Consider the following 23,559-nt stretch of genomic DNA (forward strand, 5'->3'; position numbering starts at 1 on the left):
CTCTCCCCCTCTCCCCCTCCCGGATCGCCGAGCCCACCCTGTGCGCCCGAGCCCACCCTCTAGATTCCGTACATAAGCGGCCGGGTCGGCAGGAAGGGGTGGGGTGGGCGCTGCGGCAGCACGACGCCGAAGCGGGAAAGCCGCGCGGCGAGAGCATCCGCCGACACCGCATCGCGGCTTCCGCCGCGCAGCACTCGACGATTGGTCGTGCCTCGCACCCAGTCTTCGCGCCGCTTCTCGTCGATGACAACCTCCTCCGCCGTTCGGCCGTTGCGCAGACCGGGCTCGAGATACTTGGCCTCGCCATCGCACTCATAGAAGGAGTTCGCCTCCTCGATCTCTATATCGAGCCAGTAGCTTCCGCCTTCGGGGGCGGGCACACGCACCTGCAGCCGCGGGCGGCGAAATCCCAAGCGCAGCAGCTGCAAGCGGGTCGTCGACTCCAGGGGAAGCTGGGCCCGACCGTCCGCAAGCTCCACGAGGGTGCGAGCCTGACGGATGCCCCGGACGGCGGGAACGCTCGCACGCGCGCGCAGGCTGTCTCGCAGGCTCTCGACGGCGTCGTCGTCGAAGTGGCGTACGTCTCCGCCGACGGCCCCCAGCGCGGCATCGGCGCACGCGAGCGCGACTTCGGCACTGGCGAGCCGCGCGAGGTCGTGGACGGTGCGCTCAGGCGAAGTGCACAGGATGCCGTCGACCTCCACCACATCGGTGGGGGCGAGGCTGCCCTCGTGTCGAAAGACGTCCGGAGCACTTCGTCGATCGGCGTCTGCGACGACAACGTGCACTCGCCGCGGCATGACGCGGTAAAGGGGATACCTGTGGAGCACCGCCGCCGACACAAGGCAGAACACCGGGCGGCCCAGCGCGACGTCGTTGGACACGGCGATCACGTGGGCGCGATGGCGGGACTCGGCCCACAGGTCTCGCCACTGCTCGGCGAGCATGTACCAGCCTCGACGCACCCGGTGCAACACGCCCGCCTCGACGTCCGCGGCAATTTGACGAGCGGTGCGGCCGCTCTCCAGCAGCTCGCCACGACGCAGCAACATGCCGCGCAGCTGTGCGGTGGAGGCCTGTCTCATCCCACGAGCGTGCACCCTCAGCTGCCTTGCGGACGCCGCAAGCCCCCGATCGGTGGACAACTCGCTCGCACGCCGGGCCTGTGGACTATCTCGACCCCACCCCTTGCTCCCGACCCCACCCCGAAATCCGCGCGACTTCGGGGCGGGGTCGGGAGGAACAGGTGGGGTCGGCGGAGTGGGAGGGGGTGAGGGGCGGGGGCGGGACGTACGCTCGAAGCGTGACACCTGAGCTCGCGGCGCGCATCGTCGCCGACTCGCGCGACCGCGTGGCGTGGATGCGCGCGCGCTCGCGCGGCATCACGGCGACGGATGTCGCATCCCTCACCTCGCCCAGGGCCATCGCGCGCGCCGCCGACGCGAAGCTCATGGGCACCGGCTTTTCCGGCAACGCCTACACGGCGCACGGCCGGCTGCGCGAGCCCGAGATCGCCCGCTGGGTCGCGGCGACCCACGGCATCCTGCCCTCGACGGCGTGCTTCCACGCTGTGGTGGAAAAGCGCCATCTGGCGACTCCCGACGGGCTCGCCGTCGACGCGCACGGGCGGGTCGTGCTCGCCGAGATCAAGACCACGAAGAAGCCGTGGCGCAGCATCCCGCGCTCGTACTTGCGCCAGGTGTGGTGGCAGCAGCACGTGCTCGGCGCGGAGCGCACGCTCGTGGCGTGGGAGGAGCACGACGACTTCGTGCCCGTCGGCGACGAGCCACGCTGCGTGTGGGTCGACCGCGACGAGCACGAGATCCGCGGGCTCGTGCGCCTGGCCACCGAGCTCATCGACGAGCTTTATCGGCGGACGCAACGCCCTTCGACAGGCTCTGGGGCCGGGAGCGCGGCCCCGCCACGCCACCCCTTCCGCTCGCTCGCGCTCTCGGACTGACGGGACTCGGGGAATAGTTGATGCGGGTCAACCATTGACATATAGTTGATCTGATTCAACTAATTCGCGAAGGCACACCCATGTCCACTTCCACCGCGCCGCGCATGACCCAGCGGCACGTGCTCGAGGCGCTCTCGGGCCTCCTCCTCGGCATGTTCGTGTCGATGCTCGCCTCGACCGTCGTCTCGACGTCGCTGCCCGTCATCGTGCACGAGCTCGAGGGCAACCAGACCGCCTTCACGTGGGTCGTCACCGCCACCCTGCTGACGACCGCGATCTCCACTCCGATCTGGGGAAAGCTCGCCGATCTGTTCAACCGCAAGCTGCTGTTCCAGCTCGCCCTCGTGATCTTCGTGCTCGCCTCGGCGTCCGCGGGCTTCGCGCTAGACCCCGCAATGCTCATCGCCTCGCGCGCGGTGCAGGGCCTCGGCGCCGGGGGCCTCGCCGCCCTCAGCCAGGTGCTCATGGCTGACATCATCAGCCCGCGCGAGCGCGGACGCTACATGGGCCTGTTCGGCGCGGTGATGGCGGTCGCCACGATCGGCGGACCCCTGCTGGGCGGCGTCATCACGGACGCGTGGGGATGGCGCTGGAACTTCTTCGTCGCGCTCCCCATTGCGATCGCGGCTCTCGTCATCGTGCAGCGGACCCTGCGCGTTCCCGCCCGCGCGCGCAGCACGGTGTCGATCGACTATCTCGGCATCGTGCTGCTGTCGATCTCGGTGTCACTGCTGCTGGTGTGGGTCACGAACGCCGGTGTCGACTATGAATGGTGGAGCCTGACGACCGCCCTCATGGTCGGCGGTGCGGCGCTGGCCGCCATCCTGTTCGTGATCGTCGAGCTGCGGTCGAAAGAGCCCCTGATCCCGCTCAGCCTGTTCCGCAATCGAACGTTCACGCTCGCGGTGCTCGCGTCGATCGCGACGGGCATCGCGATGTTCGGCGCGTCGGTGTTCCTCAGCCAGTACATGCAGTTGGCCCGCGGGGCCACACCGACCGAGGCGGGCCTGATGACCATCCCGATGATCGGCGGCCTGCTCGTCTCGTCGGTCGGTGTCGGCGCCCTCATCACGAAATACGGGCGCTGGAAGCCGTACCTCCTCGTGGGATCGGCGTCGCTCATCGCCGGCTCGTCCTTGCTGTCAACGATCCACTACGACACGAACTTCGCACTCGTCTCGCTCTACATGTTCCTGCTCGGCGCGGGGGTCGGCATGACGATGCAGAACCTCGTGCTCGTGGTGCAGAACACGTCGAAGCCGACCGAGATCGGCGTCGCCAGCTCGGGCATCACGTTCTTCCGCAGCCTGGGCGGCACGGTCGGGGTGTCGGTGATGGGCGCCGCGCTGGCCTCCCGCGTCGTCGAGCTCGTCGCCGGCAGCAAGGAGGAGATCGGCAGGGCGATCGCCGAGCTCGGCGCGGACGCGCCGGTGTGGGCGCAGCGGCTGCAGTCGGGAGCCCTCCCCCAGGTCTCGGCGATGCCCGACTCGCTGCGGCTGATCTTCGAGGACATCTACGCGCAGGGCATCTCACACTCGTTCCTCATCGCCGTGCCGTTCGCGGTCGTGAGCCTGGTCGCGATCGCGTTCCTTCCGAACAAGCCGCTCACGCGCATGACCACGAGCGAGCGCATGCAGGCCGCGGAGGCGGACCTTGCGACCGTGTCGACGGCACAAGGCATGGACGCGCTCACCGCGACCGGCAGCATTCCCACAACTCAGGTCGATCACGATGGCCGCGAGAACTCCTGACCCGGGCCGCGAGCACGCGGTGCGGGCGCTCGAAGCCGAGTTCGACGAGCTCGTCGGCCACTTCCGGCGGCTCCTCAGCGAGCAGGCGGCCCGCGTGAGCCCCGGCATGCTTCCCGGGGCATACAAGGTGTTCACCACCATCGTGCGGCGGGAAGCGGTGACACTGTCGGCACTAGCCGAGCAGCTCATGATGGACAAGGGCCAGTTGAGCCGCACCGTCCGAGACCTGGAGCGGCTCGGCCTCGTGCGGCGCGTGCCCGACCCGAGCGACGGGCGGTCGAGCCTGCTGTCGCCGACCGAACAGGGCCTGGAGCGAATGGATGTCGTGCGCACCGACCGCAGAAACCCGCTGGTCGCCTCGCTCGACGGGTGGGACACGGCAGACATCGAGACGCTCAGGCGACTGCTGCGGGCGCTCGTCAGTGGCGCGCCGCCGAACCCGGCCCCGAACGACTGAGCACGCGCCGGCCCTCGGCCACGATCTCGGTCGCGACGGCGTCGAGCAGTTCGGAGCGCAGGTTCCACTGCTGCCAGTGCAACGGCACGTCGACCGGGTCGCCACCGAGCGGGACGAGCCCGCCGGCGGCGAGCGCGTCTGCCGATTGGAAGCGGGGCAGCAGCGCCCAGCCGAGCCCGAGGCGGACCGCCTGCGCGAAGTCGCTGGACGCGGGCACGTAGTGCCGCGGCGGGGCGGCGGGGTCCACTCCCCTCGCGGAGAGCCATCCGCTTTGCAGGTCGTCGCGGCGGTCGAAGTCGACGAGCGGGGCGCCGGCGAGCGCCGTCGGCGTCGGGCCGTCCGGCATCCACTCCGCGACGTACTCGGGCGTCGCGACCGCCTCGTACCGCATCGTGCCGAGCGGCACCGCGCGGCATCCCGCCACCGGCGTCGCGCGCGACGTGACCGCGCCCATGACGGTCCCCGACTCGAGCAGGCCCGCGGTGAAGTCCTGGTCGTCGCGGTGCAGGTCGAAGACGATGGGATGCCGCCGGCTCAGCCGGGCGAGCGGCGCGAGGAACCACGTCGCGAGCGAGTCGGCGTTGACCGCGAGCGGAATGCGGAACCGCCCGGCCGCGTCGTCGGCGCCGAGCTCGACGACCGCGTCGTGCTCGAGCAAGGCGAGCTGGCGGGCGAGCTTGACGACGGCGCGGCCGGCGTCGGTGGGCCGCGCGGGCTTCGCCCGCACGAGCAGCACCCGGCCGGTCTGCTCCTCGAGCACCTTGACGCGTTGGCTGACGGCGCTGGGGGTGATGCGCAGGCGGCGGGCGGCGGCGTCCAGCGTTCCCTCGTCGACAATCGCCGCGAGGGTCTCGGCCAGGTCGGGCGGGATTCGCACATAAGCAATGCTAATGCGTGTTAATAATCCTGAGCTGTACTGCATTGCGGCACCTGCCTAGCGTGGGAGTCGTGCTCGTCTCCGCTCTCGCCGGCTTCGGCCTCGGCCTCTCGCTGATCGTCGCGATCGGCGCGCAGAACCTCTTCGTGCTGCGCCAAGGCCTGCGGCGCGAGCGCGTGCTGCTGGTCGCGAGCATCTGCGCGGCGTCCGACGCGGTGCTGATCGTGCTCGGGGTGTCGGGGGTCGGGCTCGTGCTGCAGGCACTGCCGTGGCTCATCGACGCCGTGCGCTGGGCCGGGGCGCTTTTCCTCGTGGCGTACGGAGTGCTGGCCGCGCGCCGCGCGTGGCGGCCGAGCGGTGTCGCGCTGGATGCGACCGCGCCCTCGGCGGGCGGCGAGTCCGCGGCTTCCGCGGCGGGCACCATCGCGACGCGCGCCAACGTGCTGCCGGTCGTGCTCACGTGCCTCGCGCTGACGTGGCTCAACCCGCACGTCTATCTCGACACGGTGTTCTTGCTCGGCACGGTCGCCGCCACGCACGGCGACGCGCGGTGGGAGTTCGCCGCCGGGGCGTGCACGGCGAGCCTCGTGTGGTTCTTCGGCCTCGCGCTCGGCGCGCGGTTCCTCTCGCGCTGGCTGTCGACGCCGCGCGCCTGGCGCGTGCTCGACGGCGTCATCGCGGTGGTCATGGTCGCCCTCGGCGTCTCACTGGTGCTGCCGCACTAGCGACGCTCGTGCCGGAGCACGCCGCCCACCCACGTCGCGACGATCTCGGCGTCGGCGAGCCGCGTCTGATCGAGAGCGAACAGGTCGCCCGCGATCACGACGAAGTCCGCCACGTGGCCCGGCGCCAGACGCCCCTTGCGGTCGCCCTCGCCCGAGGCCTCGGCCGAACCCGCGGTGTAGATCCGAAGCGCCTCCCGCAGGCCCACCCGCTGGCCGGGCCCGACCGGCGCGCCCGACGCGCTGCGCCGCTCGACCATGCTGCGCACGCCTGCGAGCGGCGGCAGCGGCCCGCACGGGTAGTCGGACGACCCGGCGACAGTGATCCCCGCGTCGAGGAACGACCGGTGCGCGAACATGCGGCCCGCGCGCTCGTGGCCGTACCACGCGAGGATGTTGTCGCCCCGGTAGAGGGGATAGCCGGCGAAGGGCACCGCGATCACGCCGAGCGCCGCCATCCGTCGCAGGATGCCGGGCGTCACGATCGAGCAGTGCTCGATGCGGTGGCGGTACGAGCGCGCCGGCAGCGATTCGAGGACGTCGAGCACGAGCTCAATGGCGCGCTCTCCGTTCGCGTGGACCGCGAGAGCGAGCCCGGCCGCGTCGGCGCGCTCGGCAAGCTCGCGCAGGGCCGCGGCATCCGTCGTCATGACGCCGCGGTCGTCCGTGCCCTCGAACGGCTCCGCGACGGCGCAGCTGCGCCCGGCCACGGCGCCGTCGACGAACGCCTTGACGCCCCCGATGCGCAGCCACTCGTCGCCGAAGCCGGTGCGGATGCCGGCGCGCGCGAGCGCGTCGACGTGCGGAAAGGCCACGAGCGCGTTGACCCGCACGGGCAGCCTGCCCTGCTCCTTCGCGAGTTGGAGCAGCGCGAGCTCGGCGGGTCCGATCATCGCGTCGCCGATCGAGGTGATGCCGGCCGCCAGCAGGAGGCGGAACGCCTCGTCGAGCGCCGGCAGGGAGCTCTCGTCCACCGTCGGGCACAGCGCGGGGAACCGGCTCAGCGACGGGTACGCGAAGTCGAAGAGCGCCTGTTCGGAGAGGTAGCCGGTCAGATCTCCCGCGGCGTCGCGTCCGTAGGAGCCGCCCGGCGGGTCTGCCGTCGACCGGTCGAAGCCTGCGAGCTTGAGCGCCCTCGTGTTGACGACTCCCCAGTGCGCGCCGACGTGCGTGACCACGACGGGCTTGTCGGGCACGACGGCGTCGATCCAGTGGCGGTCGACGATGTCGCCGCCCGTCGTGACGGTCTGGTCGTAGCGCGAGGCGCGCACCCAGCCGTCCGGCCCCGCGTGCTCGGCGGCGTCCCGCAGCCGCGCGCGCATCACATCGGCTGACGGCGTCCGCTCGGGCGAGAGGTCGACACCCTGCAGCTGCATCGCCATCATCGTGACGTGCATGTGCGCGTCGTTGAAGCCCGGCAGGATCGTGGCGTCGCCGTAGTCGACGACCTCGGCTCTGGCGAATCGGGCGACAAGGTCGTCGAACGCGCCTGTCGCGACGATCGATCCGTCGAGGGTCGCGATCGCCTCGACATCCTCGCCGTCCATCGTGACGACCCGCGCGGCGCGGACGACCGTTGTCCTCATGCCGCCTACTGGACGGAGAAGGCTGCGTCGAAGGATGCCTGTGGCTGAGGCCACAGCAGCGACCGCACGAACTCCACGGCCTGGGCCGCGCCGTGCAGCCGGTCCATGCCGGCATCCTCCCACTCGATCGAGATCGGCCCGGTGTAGCCGATCGCGTCGAGCGCGCGGAACGCGTCCTCCCACGGCACGTCGCCGTGCCCGGTCGAGACGAAATCCCACCCGCGCCGAGGATCACCCCACGGCAAGTGCGACCCGAGCACGCCCGCCCGGCCGCCCGGCGGCCGCATCCGCGTGTCTTTGCAGTCGACGTGGTAGATCCGGTCCTGGAAGTCCCAGATGAAGCCCACCGGGTCGATGTTCTGCCACATCATGTGCGACGGGTCCCAGTTGAACCCGAAGGCCTCGCGATGGTCGATCGCCTCCAGGGCGCGCACGCTCGTCCAGTAGTCGTACGCGATCTCGTTCGGGTGCACCTCGTGCGCGAACCGCACGCCCTCCGCGTCGAAGACGTCGAGGATCGGGTTCCACCGGTTCGCGAAGTCCTCGTAGCCGGCCTCGATCACCGACGCGGGCACGGGCGGGAACATCGCCACGTACGGCCAGATCGCAGACCCCGTGAAGCCGACGACCGTGTCGACGCCGAGCTTGCGCGCCACCCGGGCAGCGCGCTTCATGTCCTCCGCCGCGCGCTGGCGCACGCCCTCAGCGTCGCCGTCGCCCCACACGTAGTCGCGCACGATCGCCCGGTGGCGGAAGTCGATCGGATCGTCGCACACTGCCTGGCCGGCGAGGTGGTTCGAGATCGCGTACACCTTCAGTCCGTGCTGGTCGAGCACCTCCAGCCGCGACCGCGCGTACGCGTCGTCCTCGTCAGCGCGCTTGAGATCCAGATGGTCGCCCGACGCGGCGATCTCGAGGCCGTCGTAGCCCCACTCCGCGGCGAGGCGGGCCACCTCCTCGAACGGCAAATCGGCCCACTGGCCGGTGAACAGCGTGACGGGGTGGTGTGCCATGGTTTCTCTCCTTATCCCACTTCGACCCAGTCGCCGCCGGCGGCGGCCGAGCGCAGCGCCGCCTCTGTCACCAGGCTCGCGCGCAGGCCGTCGCGGAACGTGGGCAGGCCGTCGGGTTCCTCGCCGCCGGCGGCGGCGGCGTACGCGTCGCGCACGAACGCGTTGAACGCGTCTTGGTAGCCCATCGGGTGGCCAGACGGCACGATCGACAGCCGGGCGGCGTCGGGGCTGAGCGTGACAGGATCGCGCGGGCGGAGCTGGGATGCCTCGCGCCCGCCGATCCACAGCTCGTCCGGGCGCTCCTGCTCGAACCGGACGGCGTGCCGGGCGCCGTGCAGCTCGAAGACGAGCCCGTTCTTGCGGCCGGCCGCCATCTGCGACACGAGCAGCGTGCCCAGCGCGCCACCGGAGAACTCGACCACGAGCGCCGCGATGTCCTCGTTGGCGACGGGCACGCCGCCGCGCTCGGCGTACACCGTGCGCGTGCGGGCCGACAGCCGCGCGATGCGGTCGCCCGTGACGAACTCGAGCAGGTCGCACAGGTGCGACCCGATGTCGGCGAACGCGCGAGACGAGCCCCCGGCCTCGCCGGTGGCTCGCCAGTTGCCGTCGGTGGGCAGCAGCATCCAGTCCTGCAGGTAGGCGGCGTCGACGCTCAGGATGGCCCCGAGCTCGCCCGCGGCCACGAGCGCCCTGGCCTCGCGGACCATCGGGTGGTAGCGGTACACGAACGGCACCGCGCCGACGAGCCCCGCGGCATCCAGAGCGTCGACGAGCGAGCGAGCGTCGGCAACGGTCGTCGCCAGCGGCTTCTCGCACACCACGTGCTTGCCCGCGGCGATCGCGGCCGACGCGTGCGCGGCGTGGTCGGTGTTCGGCGTGCACACGTGCACGACGTCTGCCGCCGCGATCGCCTCGGCGATGTCGGCTGCGCCCCGCTCGACGCCGAGCGAGGCCGCCGCCGCGACGGCGCGCTCGGGCGACGAACTCGCCAGCGCCGTCAGCTCGGCGCCGACGGCGCGCGCTGCGCGCGTGTGCACGGTCGCCATGAAGCCGCCGCCGAGGAACCCCGCGCGCAGCGCCGTCATAGCGTCGCCTCGAACGGGTCGCGGCCCTCGGGGACGAGCGAGATGTCGCCGACCGTGCTGTCGACGTCGACGAACGCGCCCGCGCCCACCGACTCCTCGATCGACAGCAGCGTGTCGAGCACGTGGTAGCCGAGCTCGCCGGTCGCGATGTGCGCGCCGCCACCGCGGATCGCGCGCGCCATATCGAGCACGCCGAGGCCGCGTCCGGCGAGCACGCCCACCGGCTCCACGGTGTGCCATTCGGCCGGGTCCAGGATCTTCCCTCTCGAGGCGGTGCGGGTGATGCGCACGTCGCCGCCGAAGTAGTTCGGGTCGGGGATGGCCATCGTGCCCTCGGTGCCGGTGATCTCCACGAAGCCCACGCGCGCGAGCGGCGAGTCCCAGCTGAACACGCTCTGGCTCGTGCCGCCGTTCTCGAACTGCGCGATCGCCTGCACGAGGGTGGGCACCGCCACGTCGAACTCGGCCCCGGCGCGGTCGCCCACCTGGATCGTGCGCGACGCGCGGCCCTTCCCGCCGACCGCGGCGACGCGGGCGACGGGACCGAACACGCCCACGAGCGTGGTGAGGTAGTACGGACCCATGTCGAGGACGGGTCCGCCGCCGGACGAGAACAGGAACTCGGGGCTGGGGTGGAAGGTGTCGGGCCCGATGTACTGCATGGCGGTCTGGGCCGACAGCGGAACGCCGATGTCGCCGCGCTCGATCGCGCGCCGGGCCGTCTGCACGCCGGGCCCGAGCACCGTGTCGGGGGCGATGCCGACGCGCAGGCCCGCGGCATCCGCGGCCTCCAGCAGCTCGCGCGCGCCGGCGCGGTCGACGCCGATCGGCTTCTCGCTCCACACGTGCTTGCCCGCCGCGATGGCCGCGAGGCTCACCGGCACGTGCGCGGCCGGGATCGTCAGGTTGACGACGAGCTCGACGTCGGGGTGGGCAAGCACGTCTTCGGGGGTGCCGCTGCGCGGCACGCCGTGCTGCTCGGCGCGCGACGCCGCCACGTCGGTCACGAGGTCGCCGAGGATCACCACGTCGATGTCGGGGAACTTCGTGAGGTTCTCCAGGTACGCGTTGCTGATCATCCCGGCGCCGATGAAGCCGACGCCCACGGGCCCTGTGCCAGCCATCAGCGGATGCCGCGCTCGGCGAGGTAGCCGACCGTCCCTGCGATGCCGTCGAAGATGTCGCCCTCGTAGTGGTCGAACTCGACGACCGCCAGCTCGAGCGCCGTCGCGGCGTTGAGCACGGCATCCAGCGCGACCTCGCCCAGCCCCGCCGGAACCTGCCCGAGGGCGACGGGGTCGAACTCGCCGGTGCGGAACGGATCGACGCCGACCGTGCCGTCCTTCACGTGCAGCGCCTTCAGCCGGTCGCCCAGCCGCGTGGACAGCGCCGTGAGGTCTTGTCCGCCGACCTGCGCCCAGTACGCGTCGAGCTCGAGCGCGACGCTGTCGTCCAGCAGCGCGACGAAAGCCTCGTAGGCACAGACGCCGTCGAACGAGTGGTGGAACTCCTGCGAGTGGTTGTGGTAGCCGACGCGGATGCCGCGCTGCGCCGCCTGCGCCGCCGCGGTGTTCATCCGCTCCGCGAGAGCGGCGACGCCGTCTCGGCTCGCCCAGTGGTCGGGGGATGTCATCGGGTCGATGAGGTACTCGAGCCCGAGCGCCTCCGCCTCGTCGAGCGTCTGCTCGAACGGGGGAACCTGCATCACCTGGCCGCCGAAGCGGACCTCGTCGGAGATGAACGACGCGTGCCCGCTGCGCGCCGTCAGCCCCGCGGAATCCAGTGCTCCGCGCAGCTCTCCCGCCCGCCCGACGAACCCGAAGGCCTCGACGTTGTCGATGCCGAGCGCCTTGACGCGCTCCAGTGCTCCCTGCTGATCGGCCTCCAGTGCGGGTCGAATCGTGTAGAGCTGGAGGGAGAGCACAGGAGTCGTCACAAACACCGAGACTACACAGCGATCAGCGAGGTCACTTGATGCTTCCGGCGGTGAGCCCGGCGACGATCCGACGCTGGAAGAGCAACACCGCGATCAGGAGCGGAACAGTCAAGAGCACACCCGCGGCCATCTGCGTGCCGAACGGTGTGTCGCGGCCGGTCGCGCCCGTGAAGAACGAAACGGCAACCGTCGCCGTCTGCACATCGGGCTTGTTCGTCATCGCCAGGGCGATGATGTACTCGTTCCACGACGCGATGAACACGAGGATGGCCGTGGTGAAGACGGCGGGCGCCGCGAGCGGGAGCACGACGCTGAAGAACGCCCGAGTCCGAGTGCAGCCGTCCAGCATCGCCGCGTGCTCGAGGTCCAGCGGCATCTGGCGGAAGAAGGATGTCAGCGTGAACACCGCGAGCGGCAGGCTGAACGACATCGATGGGACGATCATCGCCTGGTACGTGTTGATCCAGCCGACGTCGGTGAACAGGCGCAGCAGGGGAACGACGAGGGCAATCGCCGGGAACATCGAGGCGGTGATGATGAACGCGAGGATGAAGCCTCGACCGCGGAACGTGAACCGGGTCAGCGCATAGGACGAGAGCACCGAGATGACGAGCGTCAGAATCGTGACGCTGCCGGCGACGACGCAGCTGTTCAGCAGCGCGCGCCCGAAGTTGTTCGCCGGGTTGAACACGTCCACGTAGTTCTCGAGCGACAGCGGTTGCGGGAAGAACGAGTTGTCGAAGATGTCGGCCGTGCGCCGCAAGCTCGAGACGACCATCCAGTACATCGGCGCCAGGCAGTACACGACCACGGCGACGATGCCCATCGCCTTGGCAGCTCGAGCCACGCTCACGCTGCGTGCGCGGTAGCGCTGGGGGGTGTCGACGGCCATCACTCGTCCCTCCTCCTCGAGCCGAAGAGGTCGGCGCCGAGCACGCGCACGAAAACGAACGCCACAAACAGCACATAGACGAACAGCAGCACCGCGTAGGCGGCGGCAGGTCCGAATCGATTGCTCCCGGTCTCCAGGAACGACAGCATGGACAGCGTCTCCACGCTCGGTTTTCCCAAGCCGATCAACACGTAGGGCAGGTCGAACATCCGCAGGTTGTCCATCAACCGGAACAGCACGGCCACCAGCAGCGCGGGCCGCGCCAACGGCAGGGTGATCGCGGTGAACTGCCGCCATCCGGACGCCCCATCCACGCGCGCGGCCTCGTACAGTTGCTGGTCGATCATCTGGAGACCGGCCAGCACGAGCAAGGCAACGAACGGCGCCGTCTTCCACGTGTCGGCGATGATCACCGCGAAACGTGCCGCCCAGCCGTCTGCCGCCCACAGCACTTGCGTGTTCAACAGCGTGTTCGCGATGCCGTTCGAATCAAAGATCCACCGCCACAGCAAGGCGGAGACTGCGGTCGGAATCGCCCACGGGACCAGAATGCTGGCGCGAACGAGTCCTCGTCCGCGCAGCGCCCCGTGCATGATCAGGGCCATGCACACGCCGAGCACGACCTCGATGCCCACTCCCACCACAGTGAACAGGGTGGTGTTGCCCAGCGCGTTCCAGAAACGTCCGGCGTTCTCGCCGACCAGCGCGCTGGCGTAGCTGTCGAGCCCGACGAACTGCTCATCCTTCGGGATGAACCCGTCGGGTCCTGGTTTGCTCGACTGCGCGAACATCGACTGCCGGATCGCCATCACGATCGGCAGGCCGATGGTGGCGAGCAGCACCAGCAGTGTCGGAGACAGGAAACCGAACGCCAGCCTCGTGTCGCCGCCGACTCCGCGACGGCGCGTGACACGTTCCGAAGTCGTCGCGCTCACTTGCCTGGTCCTCCCGACGGGGGTCCGCGCATCGCGCGGACCCCCGTCATGTCTCTGCCTATTCGATGATGGAGCTCAGCTTCTGCTGCAGCGCCGCGAGCGCCTCATCGACGGTCGCCTTGCCCGTGATGGCGGAGTAGGCGGCATCCTGGATCGCCATGGTGGTGTCACCGTACGCCACCACCTTCGGGCGCGGGATGGCTCCAAGGATCGACTCCTTCAACACAGGGAGGAACGGGTACTTCTCGATCATCTCCGGGTCGTCATAGATGCCCGCGTAGACAGGCGCCTGGCCGGTGAGATCGAGGAACTGCCGATTCTGGTCGTATCCCGCGTAGAACTTGATGAAGTCCAGCGCAGTCGCCTTGTGCTTCGAGAACGCGGAGATACCGAGGTTGCGTCCGCCGAGCGTCGACGTTCCGGGGCCGTCGAGACCGGCCAGGGGCGCCACCGCGAATTTGCCCGCGACCTCCGACGATCCGTCCTCTGCGTTGGCGAGCGCGTACTGGTACGGCCACTGGCGGTGGAAGACGAGCTCGCCCGCTTGGAACGCCCGACGGCTCTCCTCCTCCTTGAAGGTGATGGCATCGGCCGGGATCAGCCCGTTCTCGAACCAGTCAACGAGGTGCTGGAGACCGGCCTTGGCGCCCTCGTTGTCAACGTCGGGGTTGCCGTCGGCATCGAGGATGTGGCCGCCCGCGCTGTTGACCGCCTCGGTGAAGTTCACCGTGAGGCCCTCGTACTTCTCGAACTGCCCGGTGTAGCAGCTCACGCCCTTCGCCTCCGGCAGCGCGAGGATCTTCTCGCAGTCGTCCGCCATCTCGTCCCACGTGGTCGGGGGCCCGTCGATGCCGGCGGCCTCGAGCAGGTCCGTGCGGTAGTAGAGCATCCCTCCGTCGGACTGGAACGGCATCGAGAAGAGCTTGTCCGCGTAGGTCGCCGTCTCAATCACCGGCGGGAGCATCTCATCGAGATCGAACTCGTCCTCAGGCAGCTCCTCGATCCAACGGTTCGCGGCGAACTCCGAGATGAGCACGTTGTCCAGCGCGAGCACGTCGTACTCGTCGGACTTCGTTTGCGCGTTCTGGACCATGGCGGCACGCTGCGCATCCGCCGACTCCGGCAACTCGATCAGGCGGACCTGCTCGTCGGGGTGCTCCTCGTTCCAGTCCGCGAGGGTTTGGTCCAAAAACCCGGACAAGTCCTTTCCTTGGACGATCGTGATCGGGCCGCGGTCTCCCTCGCTCGACCCCGTCGGCGCGGCGGTTGTCCCCCCGCTGCAGCCCGTCACCGCGAGAACCCCCGCGACGGCGATGGAGCCGACTGCGACCTTTCGCTTCTTTGCGAACATTTCTCTCCTCCGACACTTGATGCAGGCACGCGACCTGCGCGCGGACTCACGGTAGCTACGCCGAAAAGCACCGTTCAAGGTCATAATAAAGTTCAATCTCGGTATAATTTTGCGAGTATCGCGCGAGGAGCGGAGACCATGTCGTCGGAACAGCCATCCTGGCCGCCACTCCATCTCGCGACGGGGCCGCTCGGGCACGTGAACAGCACGCCGCAGCTGCTCAGCGCCCTGTGCCGCCTCATCGCGTCACGCCAGGCAGTGAGCAAGGCGGACCTCGTGAGCGTGACCGGCGTGCCGCGCACCACGGTCTCCACCGCGGTGGATCGCCTGCTGCGCGACGGGACGCTCGTGTACGACGGGCTGCGCCACGCGCCAGGGCGCGGACGGCCGGCAGAGCGACTCGTACTGTCGCCGCAGCGCGCACTAGTGCTGGGCATCGAGCTGGACGCGTATGCCGTCACGCTGGGCGTGTTCGACCTCAATCAGACGTTGCGCGCAACGGCGGCGCACGCGGTGAGCCTTTTCGACGGCCCTCGCGAGACACTCGACACCGTCGCGGACGCCGCGAACGCGCTGCTTGACGAGTTGGGGACCCCACGGGCGAGCGTGCACCTCGGCATCATCGGCGTGCCGGGGCCGGTCGACGTCCGTGAGGGCATCCCCATCCGCCCGTGGCGGATGCCGGGATGGCACGCCTACCGCGTCGTCGACGAGCTCGAGGAGCGCATCGGCGTCCCGATGTCGCTCGAGAATGTCGTCAACCTGCGGGCGCTCGGCGAGGCGCGCGCCCTCGGGCCCAGTTCGTGGCCGCTGATCTACATCGACGCCGACGCACGGCTGGACGGCGGCATCATCCTCGGCGACGGCACGCTGCACCGCGGCATGGCGGGCGGCGCGGCGGACTTCGGACACCTCAGGCCACGGGACGCGCCCGCGGTGCGGTGCCCGTGCGGGAATGTGGGATGCCTCGAAGCAACCTCGTCCGCGGTTTCGCTTGTGGCATCCCTTCTCGACCGCGCCCCAGAAAGCCTCTCCGCCGCAGACCTGGATCTGCTGCGCGTGCGGATCGAGCACGAGGACACGGCGGCGATGGCCCTCGTGGAGGCTGCGGCAGCGCACGTGGGCGAGGCAGTGGCCTTGCTACTGCACGTCCTGAATCCTGCGCGCGTCAGTCTGCGCGGAGTGCTCACGTCTTCGTCCGACGCATTCCTCTCCGGCATCCGATCCATCGTCTACGGCAGGGCGCAGCCGCTCGCGACACGCAATCTGCAGATCGTCAACTCGGTGCTCGACACGCGAGCCGCTCTCGCCGGAGCCGCTGTGATGGGAATCGAGAGCGCGCTCGCTCCGTCGGCGTTCGAGTCGGCCGGAACGTAAATACAACTGTTTCGGTCGCTAAAACGTCCTTGTACACCATTAACCTCGCCCCTAGCCTCGCAATGGCGCGAATCCACTCGACGGGTGTCGCGTCGAGTGATCACGAGACGACGGGGAGCAGCAGTTGGCCATCACGATCGGCTGTGCGGTGTGGACGTTCACGGAGCCGGCGCACAATCCGCCCTACGAAGAAGCCATCGGCATCGTGGGCGAGCTCGGTTTCGACCGCACAGAGCTGATTCTGCGCGACTTCGACGACATCGACGGCTACTGGTCGGGAGACCGGCCGCGCGCCATCGGAGAGCTGCTGAAGCGCAACGGCCTGGAGCTGTCGCAGTTCGCGATGTTCCAGAACGTGATGTCGGGTCTCGCGAGCCTCGTCCCCGAGGAGCGATCCCGCTCGATGGAGGCGTTCAAGGCCGGCTGCGGCATCGCGCGGCAGCTCGACTGCTCGCTCGTGAACTTCGTGTCGCCCTGGCCGGAGGTCGTCACCTCGCCCAACCCGTACCTGCCGGAGTACTACTACATCAACGTCCCTGGCGTGGACCCACGGCTGCGCATCCTGCGAGGCTTCCAGACCAAGCTGCGGGTCGACTTCCCCCGCCCATTCGACGCGGAGGCGTACTGGCAGAGTCATGTCGACGCGGTCCAGACCGTCTCGGACATCGCGGCGGACCACGGTCTCGAGCTCGCCATCGAGAACCACGCCAACACCATGACTCCGCACACCGAGTCACTGTTGCGGCTCATGGAGCACGCTGACCGCCCGAACCTCGGCGTCAACCTCGACACCGTGTGGGCGTTCGTGCAACGCGAGCACGTGCCGACCGCGATCCGCAAGCTCGGCGCCCGGCTGCTGCACGTGCACGTCCGCGACGGGGACGGGCTCGCTGCCTACAACCTGCCGGTCGGCCAGGGCGCCACGGACTGGGTCGAGGTGTTCCGCGCGCTGCGAATCATCGGCTACGACGGCACCGTGTCGATCGAATGGGCACATGACTCTCGGGCGCGAGCGAACGCGGAGCGGGCGCTCTCGCTCCTGCGAGAGCTCGCCGACGAAGCGGCGAAGGCGGCCTGATATGACCGCTTACGCGTGCTCCAGTTGGACTCTCGTTCCGCCCCCGTACAACGATCGTGGCGACGAAGTGTTTGCGACGATCGCACGCCTCGGCTTCGACGCGGTCGAATTGCCCGTGCTGAGCCCGGCCGACGCGGTCGCGTTCGCCGCCGACGTGCCGGCGCTACGCGCTTCGGCCCTCCGCCACGGCCTCTCGATCGCACGTCTGGCGGTGTTCGAGCCGCTCTCGCGCGGGTTGCTCGCCAGCGCCGCCGCGGCGGCGGACGGCGCGGCGGCGCTGGTCGAGGTCCTCGACCTCGCCGTCGCCGTGGGCTCTCCACGCATCACCCTGCGGGCGCCGTGGCCGGCAGGCATTAAGACGCCCACTCTCACTCCGCCCGAGTACTTCTACATCAACGTGCCCGACATGCCGGGGCCGGGGTACGACGAGGCGGACTACCAGCCCGACTGGCGCTACGAGACGAAGTTCCGCATCGGAGTGCCCGACGATGTCGATTGGTCGGCGGAGTTCGAGCGCTTCACCGACCGGCTCGCCGAGGTCGTGGAGGCGGCGGCCGATCGCGGGCTGGCCGTCGAGCTCGAGAACCAGTACGGCACGCTCGTTCCGCACACCGACACGCTGCTGCGGGTGTTCGATCGCATCCCCTCACCGCACCTCGTCGCGAGCCTGAACGTCGCGCAGTCGTTCTTACAGCGTGAGCTCGTGCCGTGGTCGATCCGCAAGCTGAAGGGGCGCGTCAGCCACCTTCGCGTCGCCGACGGCGACGGGCTCGCGTGCTACAACCTCCCCCCGGGTAGCGGCACGCTCGATTACACGGGCATCGCGGAGGCGCTCGCCGAGATCGGCTTCGACGGCGATGTCACGTGCACGTGGCTCAACGACATCGAAGCGGAACAGCATCTGAGCAGCGCGCGCGGTCACCTCGCCACGCTGTTCTCGCGGGCGCCGTGACGTAACGGCGATCAGCTCAGGCACGCGCCGGTGGACACGCGCTGGGTCGCGTCATCGAGAGCTGCAACGACTGGACGCAACTCGGCGGTGGTCATGGCGTAGCCCACGTGCGCCCGAACGCTGTCTTTGGCGAACACCACCCCCGCGACGTCACCGTCGGTGGTGAGGACCGGGCCGCCGGAATTGCCCGGGTTCACTTCGGCGTCCAGTGCGTAGACCGCGCGCTGCTCGCCCCGCTCGCCGTAGATGTCGTCGACCACGCTGCGCCCTGTCCAGGTGACCCCGGCGGCGACCGTGCGAAACGAGCCGCCATACGGATACCCCTGCACGACGGCGGGCGAGCCGGCGTCGAGGGTCTTGGCCAACTCGAGCGGTGCGGCATCCACATCGACGGCGATCACGGCGATGTCGTCGACCGGGTCGAAGTAGACGACGCGCCCGTCGCGCGCCGGCTCGTTCGGCAACTCGACCACCGGCGTGTCCACACCCGCGACGACGTGCGCGTTGGTGACGACGCGGTTCGAGGCGACGACGAAGCCCGATCCGGTCGAGGTCGTCCCGCAGCCGTAGGCGACGCCCGAGACGCGCGCGACAGACGCACCGGCGGCAAGCAGTTTCGGGTCGTCGGTGTCGATCGCGTCGAGGTCGGGCGTGGACGCGAGGCCGCTCTGCTCGAGCAGCCCGTCCAGCGCCGGCAGCACCGTGTCGCCCAGCACGGCGGCGTGCCAGCGGGCGACCGCGTCGGTGAGCGGCGTCGGCGTGAACCGGTCGATCGCGCGCAGCACGGTGGACGACGATGCGAGCGACGACAGTCCGGGGATGCCTGCCGACACGATGCCGGCCCCGGTGAGCGAGAGCGCGAGCGCCGCCGCCACCACCGCGAGCCCTCCGCCGAGCAGCCGCTCCACGAGGCGAAGCCGCAGTTTGTCGGCGCCACGCCGAAGGAGTCCCCCGACGACGGTGCCGACGGTCGTCCCCACGGCGAGCAGGCCGATGGCGCTGACGACGACCGCGAGGCCGTGCCACGCCGGGTCGGAGACGAGCCCTGACACGAGGGGGAGCACCCAGAGCGCAGCGACACCGCCGGCGACGAGTCCGCAAAAGGCGCCCAGCACGGAGAAGAACCCCGCGCGCAGGCCGGCGGCCAACGCGAGCACCAGCAGGATCACGACGAGGACGTCGACCAAGACCAGCACACTGCCTTCCTCCCGCGGCGTGGGCACAGCCGCGAGCCGTCAAGACAACCACGCGTTCTTATGCAGACCCCGAGAGTCAGCCTGGAGTCGTATATTTGTCCATCGCCGAGTTCCACAGTTATCCACAATCGCGATGCCCAAGAGATGGATGTCGGAAGGGTCTGCGATACTCGAATCATGAGTTTCCTCGAAGATATCATCGACTCGGCGAATCGCCTCGCCGTGTTCGAGGAACTCGACGTGGACGCCGTGTCATTGCCCGCCTCGGCAATGCGGCTGAGCGACCGCTCGGTGCGCGACGCGCTGGGGGATGTGACCGGGCTGATCCGGCAGGCCACGGTTCTGCAATCGGTGCTGGCCGGCATCGCGGCCTCCCGGTCTTCGCGAGAGCGCGGGCATGGCGGGCTCGTGCAGCAGACGGGCCACCGCAACGCCGTCGAGCTCATCCGCGGTCTCACCAGCGCGACCCGCAGCGAGGCGATCCGCGCCGTCAAGGTCGGCCAAGCACTGGTCGAGGGGAGGGGAGACGGAGCCGATGCCGCGGACGATGCCGCGCCGACGTTCGCGCCGTGGCACCAGCCGTTGCAAGACGCGACGCTGGCCGGCGCCATCACGACGGCGCAGCACCACGCGATCCGGGCCGGGCTCGGCGAGCCGCCGACCATCGACGGCCGCGGCGCCGACGACGTGGTCGAGGCGTGGCGGGCGGCCGCGGCGGAGCTGGCGCGGGAGGCCGCGGGGTGCACCGTGGAAGACCTCGGCGCGCGGGCGCGGACGGTGCGGGACATGCTCGACCCCGCGGGCGCCGGAGAGCGGTACCAGACGCGGTTCGCGCAGCGCGCGTACCGGTCGTGGACAACCCCAGACGGACTGCGACAGGCGCGGATCACCTTCGACGACGAGGCCGGCGCGTGGGCGGACGGGCTGATTGCGACCGCGCTGGCGCCCCGCCGCGGCGGGCCGAGGTTCGTCGCCGCGGACGAGAAGCAGGCCGCCGACGACCTCGTGAAAGACCCGCGGACGAACGAACAGCTTGCATACGACCTGTTCATGGACGTCTTCCGGGCGGGCGCGCTCGCCGGAGCCAAAGACGTGTACGGGGCGAGGGAGGCCGGAGTCCGGCTGGTCGCCGTCAAAGACGCCGTCACCGGAGATTCGGCCCACCGCGACGCGTTCGGCCGCCTGGTGGCTACCGGGCACAGCGAGGACGGCGTGCTTGTCGTCCCCGGACCGGTGCTGGAGCGGGCGCTGTGCGCAACGGGCATCGTGGAGGTGACCGTTGACACGTGCGGAAACCCGCTCGACGTCGGCCGCGAGCAGCGGCTGTTCACGCCGAAACAGAAGCTCGCCCTCGCGGTGCGCGACGGTGGATGCCTGTGGCCGGGATGCGACCGCCCGCCCGGCTACTGCGAGTCGCACCATTGCGACCACTGGGAGGACGGCGGCAGAACCGACTGCGACAGAGGCGTGCTGCTGTGCAGGTACCACCACCTCCACCTGCACAACGCGGGGTGGCGGATCACGCGCGACAAAGACGGGCCGTTCCTCCTCCACGCGCCACCGGGCGCGGGCGGCGAGCCCCTCCCGCTCCGGTCGAAGTCGCCCCTGCGATGGATGTGGGATCCGCCGCCGAAACGCGGGAGCTGGCGCGTCGCGGCGTGAGCCCCCGGCGCGGGGCCGTGGCGCGGCGTCGTAGCGCGGGGTCGTAGCGCGCGGGGCTGCAGCATGAACACGGGAGGGGCCCAGTCCGAAAACCAAGCCCCTCCCGGGTGCAAGCGCCTGCCAGGACGCGTCCGCGTCAGGACAGCGTGTTGACGTCCAGCGGGATGCCGGGGCCGAACGTGGTCGACACGGCCCCCTTCTGGATGTACCGCCCCTTCGAGCTGGAGGGCTTCAGGCGGTTGATCTCCTCGAGCGCGGCCTTGAGGTTCTCGTCGAGCGCCTCGGCCGAGAACGACGCCTTGCCGACGACGAAGTGCACGTTGGCGTGCTTGTCGACACGGAACTCGATCTTGCCGCCCTTGATCTCCTCGACCGCCTTGGCGGGGTTCGGGGTCACAGTGCCGGTCTTCGGGTTGGGCATGAGGCCGCGCGGGCCCAGCACCTTGCCGAGACGGCCGACCTGGCCCATGAGCTCAGGCGTCGAGACGGCCGCGTCGAAGTCGGTCCAGCCGGCGCCGACCTTCTCGATCAGCTCCGCGCCGCCGACCTCGTCGGCTCCCGCGGCGATCGCGGCCTCGGCAGCGGGGCCCGTCGCGAAGACGATGACGCGGGCGGTCTTGCCCGTGCCGTGCGGCAGCATGACGGTGCCGCGCACCATCTGGTCGGCCTTGCGCGGGTCGACCGAGAGCTTGAGGGCGACCTCGACGGTGGAGTCGAACTTCGCCGAGCCAGTCTCCTTCGCGAGTGCGACGGCCTCGGTCGGCGTGTAGAACTTGTCGGCCTCGATCTTGGCCGCGGCGGCCTTGTAGGCCTTGGACTTGGTAGCCATTGTCGTTATCCCCCTCAGTCCTCGACCGTGATGCCCATGGAGCGGGCGGTGCCGGCGATGATCTTCGAGGCAGCCTCGAGGTCGTTCGCGTTCAGATCGGGCTGCTTGGTCTCGGCGATCTGGCGCACCTGCTCCTTGGTGAGCTTGCCCACCTTGGTCGTGTGCGGCGTGCTCGAGCCCTTGCCGACGCCCGCGGCCTTCTTGATCAGTTCGGCCGCCGGCGGGGTCTTGAGGATGAACGTGAACGAACGATCCTCGTAGACGGTGATCTCCACCGGGATGACGTTGCCGCGCTGCGACTCGGTCGCGGCGTTGTACGCCTTGCAGAACTCCATGATGTTGACGCCATGCTGACCGAGCGCGGGCCCGATCGGCGGTGCCGGGTTGGCGGCGCCGGCGTTGATCTGGAGTTTGATCAGGCCGGTCACCTTCTTCTTCGGTGCCATTGTTTTCCTTTCGTCGAACGGAGCGTCCACAGGCACAAAGCCCGTCTCGGCATCCCCTCTCCCGCCTCTCCGGCCGTTCCGAAGCGCGGTGGTCTGAGTGCTATTGCTTGGTGACCTGGTCGAACGACAGCTCGACGGGGGTCTCGCGCTCGAAGAGCGAGACGAGCACCGTGAGCTTGCCGCTCTCGGGCTTGATCTCGCTGATCGAGCCAGGCAGGCCCGCGAACGAGCCTTCCTTGATCGTGATGGTCTCGCCGATCTCGAAGTCGACCTCGGTGACGACACTGCGCGCGGCAGCCGGAGCGCCCTTCGCTCCGCTCGCCTTGGCCGGCGCCGTCTCCTTGATCTCGACGAGCGACTTCAACATGTTGAAGGCCTCTTCGAAACGCAGCGGCGTGGGGTTGTGCGCGTTGCCGACGAAGCCCGTGACCCCCGGCGTGTGGCGCACGACCGACCACGTGTCCTCGTTGAGCTCCATGCGCACGAGCACGTAGCCGGGGATCCGCACGCGCGTGACCATCTTGCGCTGGCCGTTCTTGATCTCGACGACATCCTCCATCGGGACCTCGATCTGGTAGATGTCCTCCTCCACCTCGAGCGTCGACTTGCGCTGCTCGATATTGGCCTTCACCTTGCGCTCGAAGCCCGCGTACGAGTGGATGACGTACCACTTGCCGGGAAGAGTCCGCAGCTCGGCGCGGAACGCCTCGTACGGGTCCGCCTCCTGCTCGTCCTCGTCGTCGCCGTTCACGTCGGGGCCGTCGTACGGCGCCACGTCGTCGGCGTGCGCGGCCACCAGTTCGGCGACCTCCTCGGCGAGCGAGTCGGTGAGCACTTCGGCCGCAGCCTCGGCCTCCGCCGTCTGGTCGATGTTCAGCGCGTCGTTCACGATCGCGTCCGCCTCCGGGTCGTCGATGTCGATGTCGTCCAGGTCAGAGTTGTCGTCCTCGTCGCCCGCGTCGTCCACAACGTGGACGGCGGCGTGCTCGGCCGGCTCGACTGCGCGCTCCTGGGCCGCGAGGACGTTGCCCTCTTGGGCCTCGTCGTCCTCGCTGGACTGCTCGGCCGCGGTCGCCCAGTCGCTGTCGTCTCCGACATATTTCTCTGACACGTGTGCTTTCTCTTCCGTTTGTGAGTGTCTAGCTCGCGCTCGGCACGCCGAACACGACCTCCGTGAGCCACGAGAACAGCAGATCAAGACCGTAGACGATCGCCATCATGACAAGGACGAAGCCCAGCACGACCGCCGTGAACTTGATCAGCTCCTGGCGCGTCGGCGTGACGACCTTGCGCAATTCCGCGAAGACCTGACGGATGAAGATGACGATGCGCATGAAGACGTTCGGCTTCTTCTCGCGCGAGCCGTCGCTTCTGACGACGACCTCGCCACCCGCTTCGTCCTGGACCATCGAACCCACCTGAATACCTTCCGTGTGCCAGCTTCCGCTGAC

The 23,559-nt window shown here is 69.5% G+C and carries 23 protein-coding genes; 8 read left to right on the plus strand and 15 right to left on the minus strand.

From position 1 onward, the window contains the following. Positions 1-59 precede the first annotated feature (59 nt). Complete coding sequence (locus QM611_RS00110; RefSeq protein ID WP_415077830.1) at positions 60-947, minus strand: hypothetical protein; 888 nt, start codon at positions 945-947, stop codon at positions 60-62. Between the two features lie 356 nt (positions 948-1,303). Between QM611_RS00110 and QM611_RS00115 the strand changes: the two genes are divergently transcribed. The 3 genes from QM611_RS00115 (at position 1,304) to QM611_RS00125 (ending at position 4,168) form a co-directional block, all read left to right on the plus strand. Next, the gene (locus QM611_RS00115) at positions 1,304-1,960 is read left to right on the plus strand and encodes a YqaJ viral recombinase family protein (protein ID WP_415077831.1); all 657 of its coding nucleotides are present in this window, start codon (positions 1,304-1,306) and stop codon (positions 1,958-1,960) included. A gap of 80 nt (positions 1,961-2,040) precedes the next feature. Then, positions 2,041-3,711 carry an MDR family MFS transporter gene (locus QM611_RS00120; protein ID WP_415077832.1) on the plus strand — a complete coding sequence of 557 codons (1,671 nt, stop codon included), beginning with the start codon at positions 2,041-2,043 and terminating at the stop codon, positions 3,709-3,711. Continuing rightward, positions 3,692-4,168 (plus strand): MarR family winged helix-turn-helix transcriptional regulator, encoded by a 477-nt coding sequence (locus QM611_RS00125; RefSeq protein ID WP_415077833.1) that lies wholly within the window; start codon positions 3,692-3,694, stop codon positions 4,166-4,168. The genes QM611_RS00120 and QM611_RS00125 overlap by 20 nt, the downstream gene beginning before the upstream one ends. Here the strand turns inward: QM611_RS00125 and QM611_RS00130 are convergent. Next, the gene (locus QM611_RS00130) at positions 4,131-5,090 is read right to left on the minus strand and encodes a LysR family transcriptional regulator ArgP (protein ID WP_415077834.1); all 960 of its coding nucleotides are present in this window, start codon (positions 5,088-5,090) and stop codon (positions 4,131-4,133) included. The two genes, QM611_RS00125 and QM611_RS00130, sit on opposite strands and share 38 nt — an antisense overlap. Positions 5,091-5,116: 26 nt before the next feature. Between QM611_RS00130 and QM611_RS00135 the strand changes: the two genes are divergently transcribed. After that, positions 5,117-5,770, plus strand: a complete 654-nt coding sequence (locus QM611_RS00135; RefSeq protein WP_415077835.1) for a LysE/ArgO family amino acid transporter — start codon at positions 5,117-5,119, stop codon at positions 5,768-5,770. Here QM611_RS00135 and QM611_RS00140 read toward each other — a convergent pair. From QM611_RS00140 to QM611_RS00175, 8 genes are read right to left on the minus strand one after another with little or no spacing between them, the layout of a single operon-like run. Continuing rightward, entirely contained in the window at positions 5,767-7,353 is a 1,587-nt protein-coding gene (locus QM611_RS00140; RefSeq protein ID WP_415077836.1) for an amidohydrolase, read from the minus strand. The genes QM611_RS00135 and QM611_RS00140 overlap by 4 nt on opposite strands. Positions 7,354-7,358: 5 nt before the next feature. Then, entirely contained in the window at positions 7,359-8,366 is a 1,008-nt protein-coding gene (locus tag QM611_RS00145) for a sugar phosphate isomerase/epimerase family protein (RefSeq protein WP_415077837.1), read from the minus strand. A gap of 11 nt (positions 8,367-8,377) precedes the next feature. Further along, positions 8,378-9,454, minus strand: a complete 1,077-nt coding sequence (locus QM611_RS00150; protein ID WP_415077838.1) for a Gfo/Idh/MocA family protein — start codon at positions 9,452-9,454, stop codon at positions 8,378-8,380. Beyond that, entirely contained in the window at positions 9,451-10,578 is a 1,128-nt protein-coding gene (locus QM611_RS00155; RefSeq protein WP_415077840.1) for a Gfo/Idh/MocA family protein, read from the minus strand. Before QM611_RS00155 ends, QM611_RS00150 begins: the two co-directional genes overlap by 4 nt. Then, entirely contained in the window at positions 10,578-11,390 is an 813-nt protein-coding gene (locus QM611_RS00160; RefSeq protein ID WP_415077841.1) for a sugar phosphate isomerase/epimerase family protein, read from the minus strand. Before QM611_RS00160 ends, QM611_RS00155 begins: the two co-directional genes overlap by 1 nt. Positions 11,391-11,421: 31 nt before the next feature. Continuing rightward, entirely contained in the window at positions 11,422-12,282 is an 861-nt protein-coding gene (locus QM611_RS00165) for a carbohydrate ABC transporter permease (protein WP_415077842.1), read from the minus strand. Continuing rightward, positions 12,282-13,217 (minus strand): carbohydrate ABC transporter permease, encoded by a 936-nt coding sequence (locus tag QM611_RS00170; protein WP_415077843.1) that lies wholly within the window; start codon positions 13,215-13,217, stop codon positions 12,282-12,284. The genes QM611_RS00165 and QM611_RS00170 overlap by 1 nt, the downstream gene beginning before the upstream one ends. A gap of 58 nt (positions 13,218-13,275) precedes the next feature. Further along, positions 13,276-14,568: an ABC transporter substrate-binding protein gene (locus tag QM611_RS00175; protein WP_415077844.1), complete on the minus strand. Its 1,293-nt coding sequence runs from the start codon at positions 14,566-14,568 to the stop codon at positions 13,276-13,278. A 138-nt stretch (positions 14,569-14,706) separates the two neighbouring features. On the opposite strand from QM611_RS00175, the gene QM611_RS00180 reads away from it, so the two are divergent. The 3 genes from QM611_RS00180 to QM611_RS00190 all read left to right on the plus strand — a co-directional run bounded on the left by QM611_RS00180 (position 14,707) and on the right by QM611_RS00190 (position 17,975). Beyond that, the gene (locus QM611_RS00180) at positions 14,707-15,945 is read left to right on the plus strand and encodes an ROK family protein (protein WP_415077846.1); all 1,239 of its coding nucleotides are present in this window, start codon (positions 14,707-14,709) and stop codon (positions 15,943-15,945) included. A gap of 124 nt (positions 15,946-16,069) precedes the next feature. After that, on the plus strand, positions 16,070-17,023 hold the full coding sequence (locus tag QM611_RS00185) for a sugar phosphate isomerase/epimerase family protein (RefSeq protein ID WP_415077847.1): 954 nt from the start codon (positions 16,070-16,072) through the stop codon (positions 17,021-17,023). A gap of 1 nt (position 17,024) precedes the next feature. Continuing rightward, on the plus strand, positions 17,025-17,975 hold the full coding sequence (locus QM611_RS00190) for a sugar phosphate isomerase/epimerase family protein (protein ID WP_415077848.1): 951 nt from the start codon (positions 17,025-17,027) through the stop codon (positions 17,973-17,975). A gap of 11 nt (positions 17,976-17,986) precedes the next feature. On the opposite strand, the gene QM611_RS00195 is transcribed toward QM611_RS00190, so the two are convergent. After that, entirely contained in the window at positions 17,987-19,171 is a 1,185-nt protein-coding gene (locus QM611_RS00195) for a MarP family serine protease (protein ID WP_415077849.1), read from the minus strand. A 177-nt stretch (positions 19,172-19,348) separates the two neighbouring features. Here QM611_RS00195 and QM611_RS00200 point away from each other — a divergent pair, with 177 nt between their 5' ends. Then, the gene (locus QM611_RS00200) at positions 19,349-20,833 is read left to right on the plus strand and encodes a DUF222 domain-containing protein (RefSeq protein ID WP_415077850.1); all 1,485 of its coding nucleotides are present in this window, start codon (positions 19,349-19,351) and stop codon (positions 20,831-20,833) included. Between the two features lie 136 nt (positions 20,834-20,969). On the opposite strand, the gene rplA is transcribed toward QM611_RS00200, so the two are convergent. From rplA to secE, 4 genes are all read right to left on the minus strand, one after another. Further along, entirely contained in the window at positions 20,970-21,662 is a 693-nt protein-coding gene (gene rplA / locus QM611_RS00205) for a 50S ribosomal protein L1 (RefSeq protein ID WP_415077851.1), read from the minus strand. 14 nt (positions 21,663-21,676) lie between these two features. Continuing rightward, positions 21,677-22,108 carry a 50S ribosomal protein L11 gene (rplK, locus tag QM611_RS00210; RefSeq protein ID WP_415077852.1) on the minus strand — a complete coding sequence of 144 codons (432 nt, stop codon included), beginning with the start codon at positions 22,106-22,108 and terminating at the stop codon, positions 21,677-21,679. Between the two features lie 100 nt (positions 22,109-22,208). Next, the gene (nusG, locus tag QM611_RS00215) at positions 22,209-23,219 is read right to left on the minus strand and encodes a transcription termination/antitermination protein NusG (RefSeq protein WP_415077853.1); all 1,011 of its coding nucleotides are present in this window, start codon (positions 23,217-23,219) and stop codon (positions 22,209-22,211) included. A gap of 28 nt (positions 23,220-23,247) precedes the next feature. Continuing rightward, entirely contained in the window at positions 23,248-23,517 is a 270-nt protein-coding gene (gene secE, locus QM611_RS00220; RefSeq protein WP_415077854.1) for a preprotein translocase subunit SecE, read from the minus strand. Positions 23,518-23,559 lie beyond the last annotated feature (42 nt).

The organism is Microbacterium sp. (assembly GCF_047606685.1).
Lineage (GTDB): Bacteria > Actinomycetota > Actinomycetes > Actinomycetales > Microbacteriaceae > Microbacterium.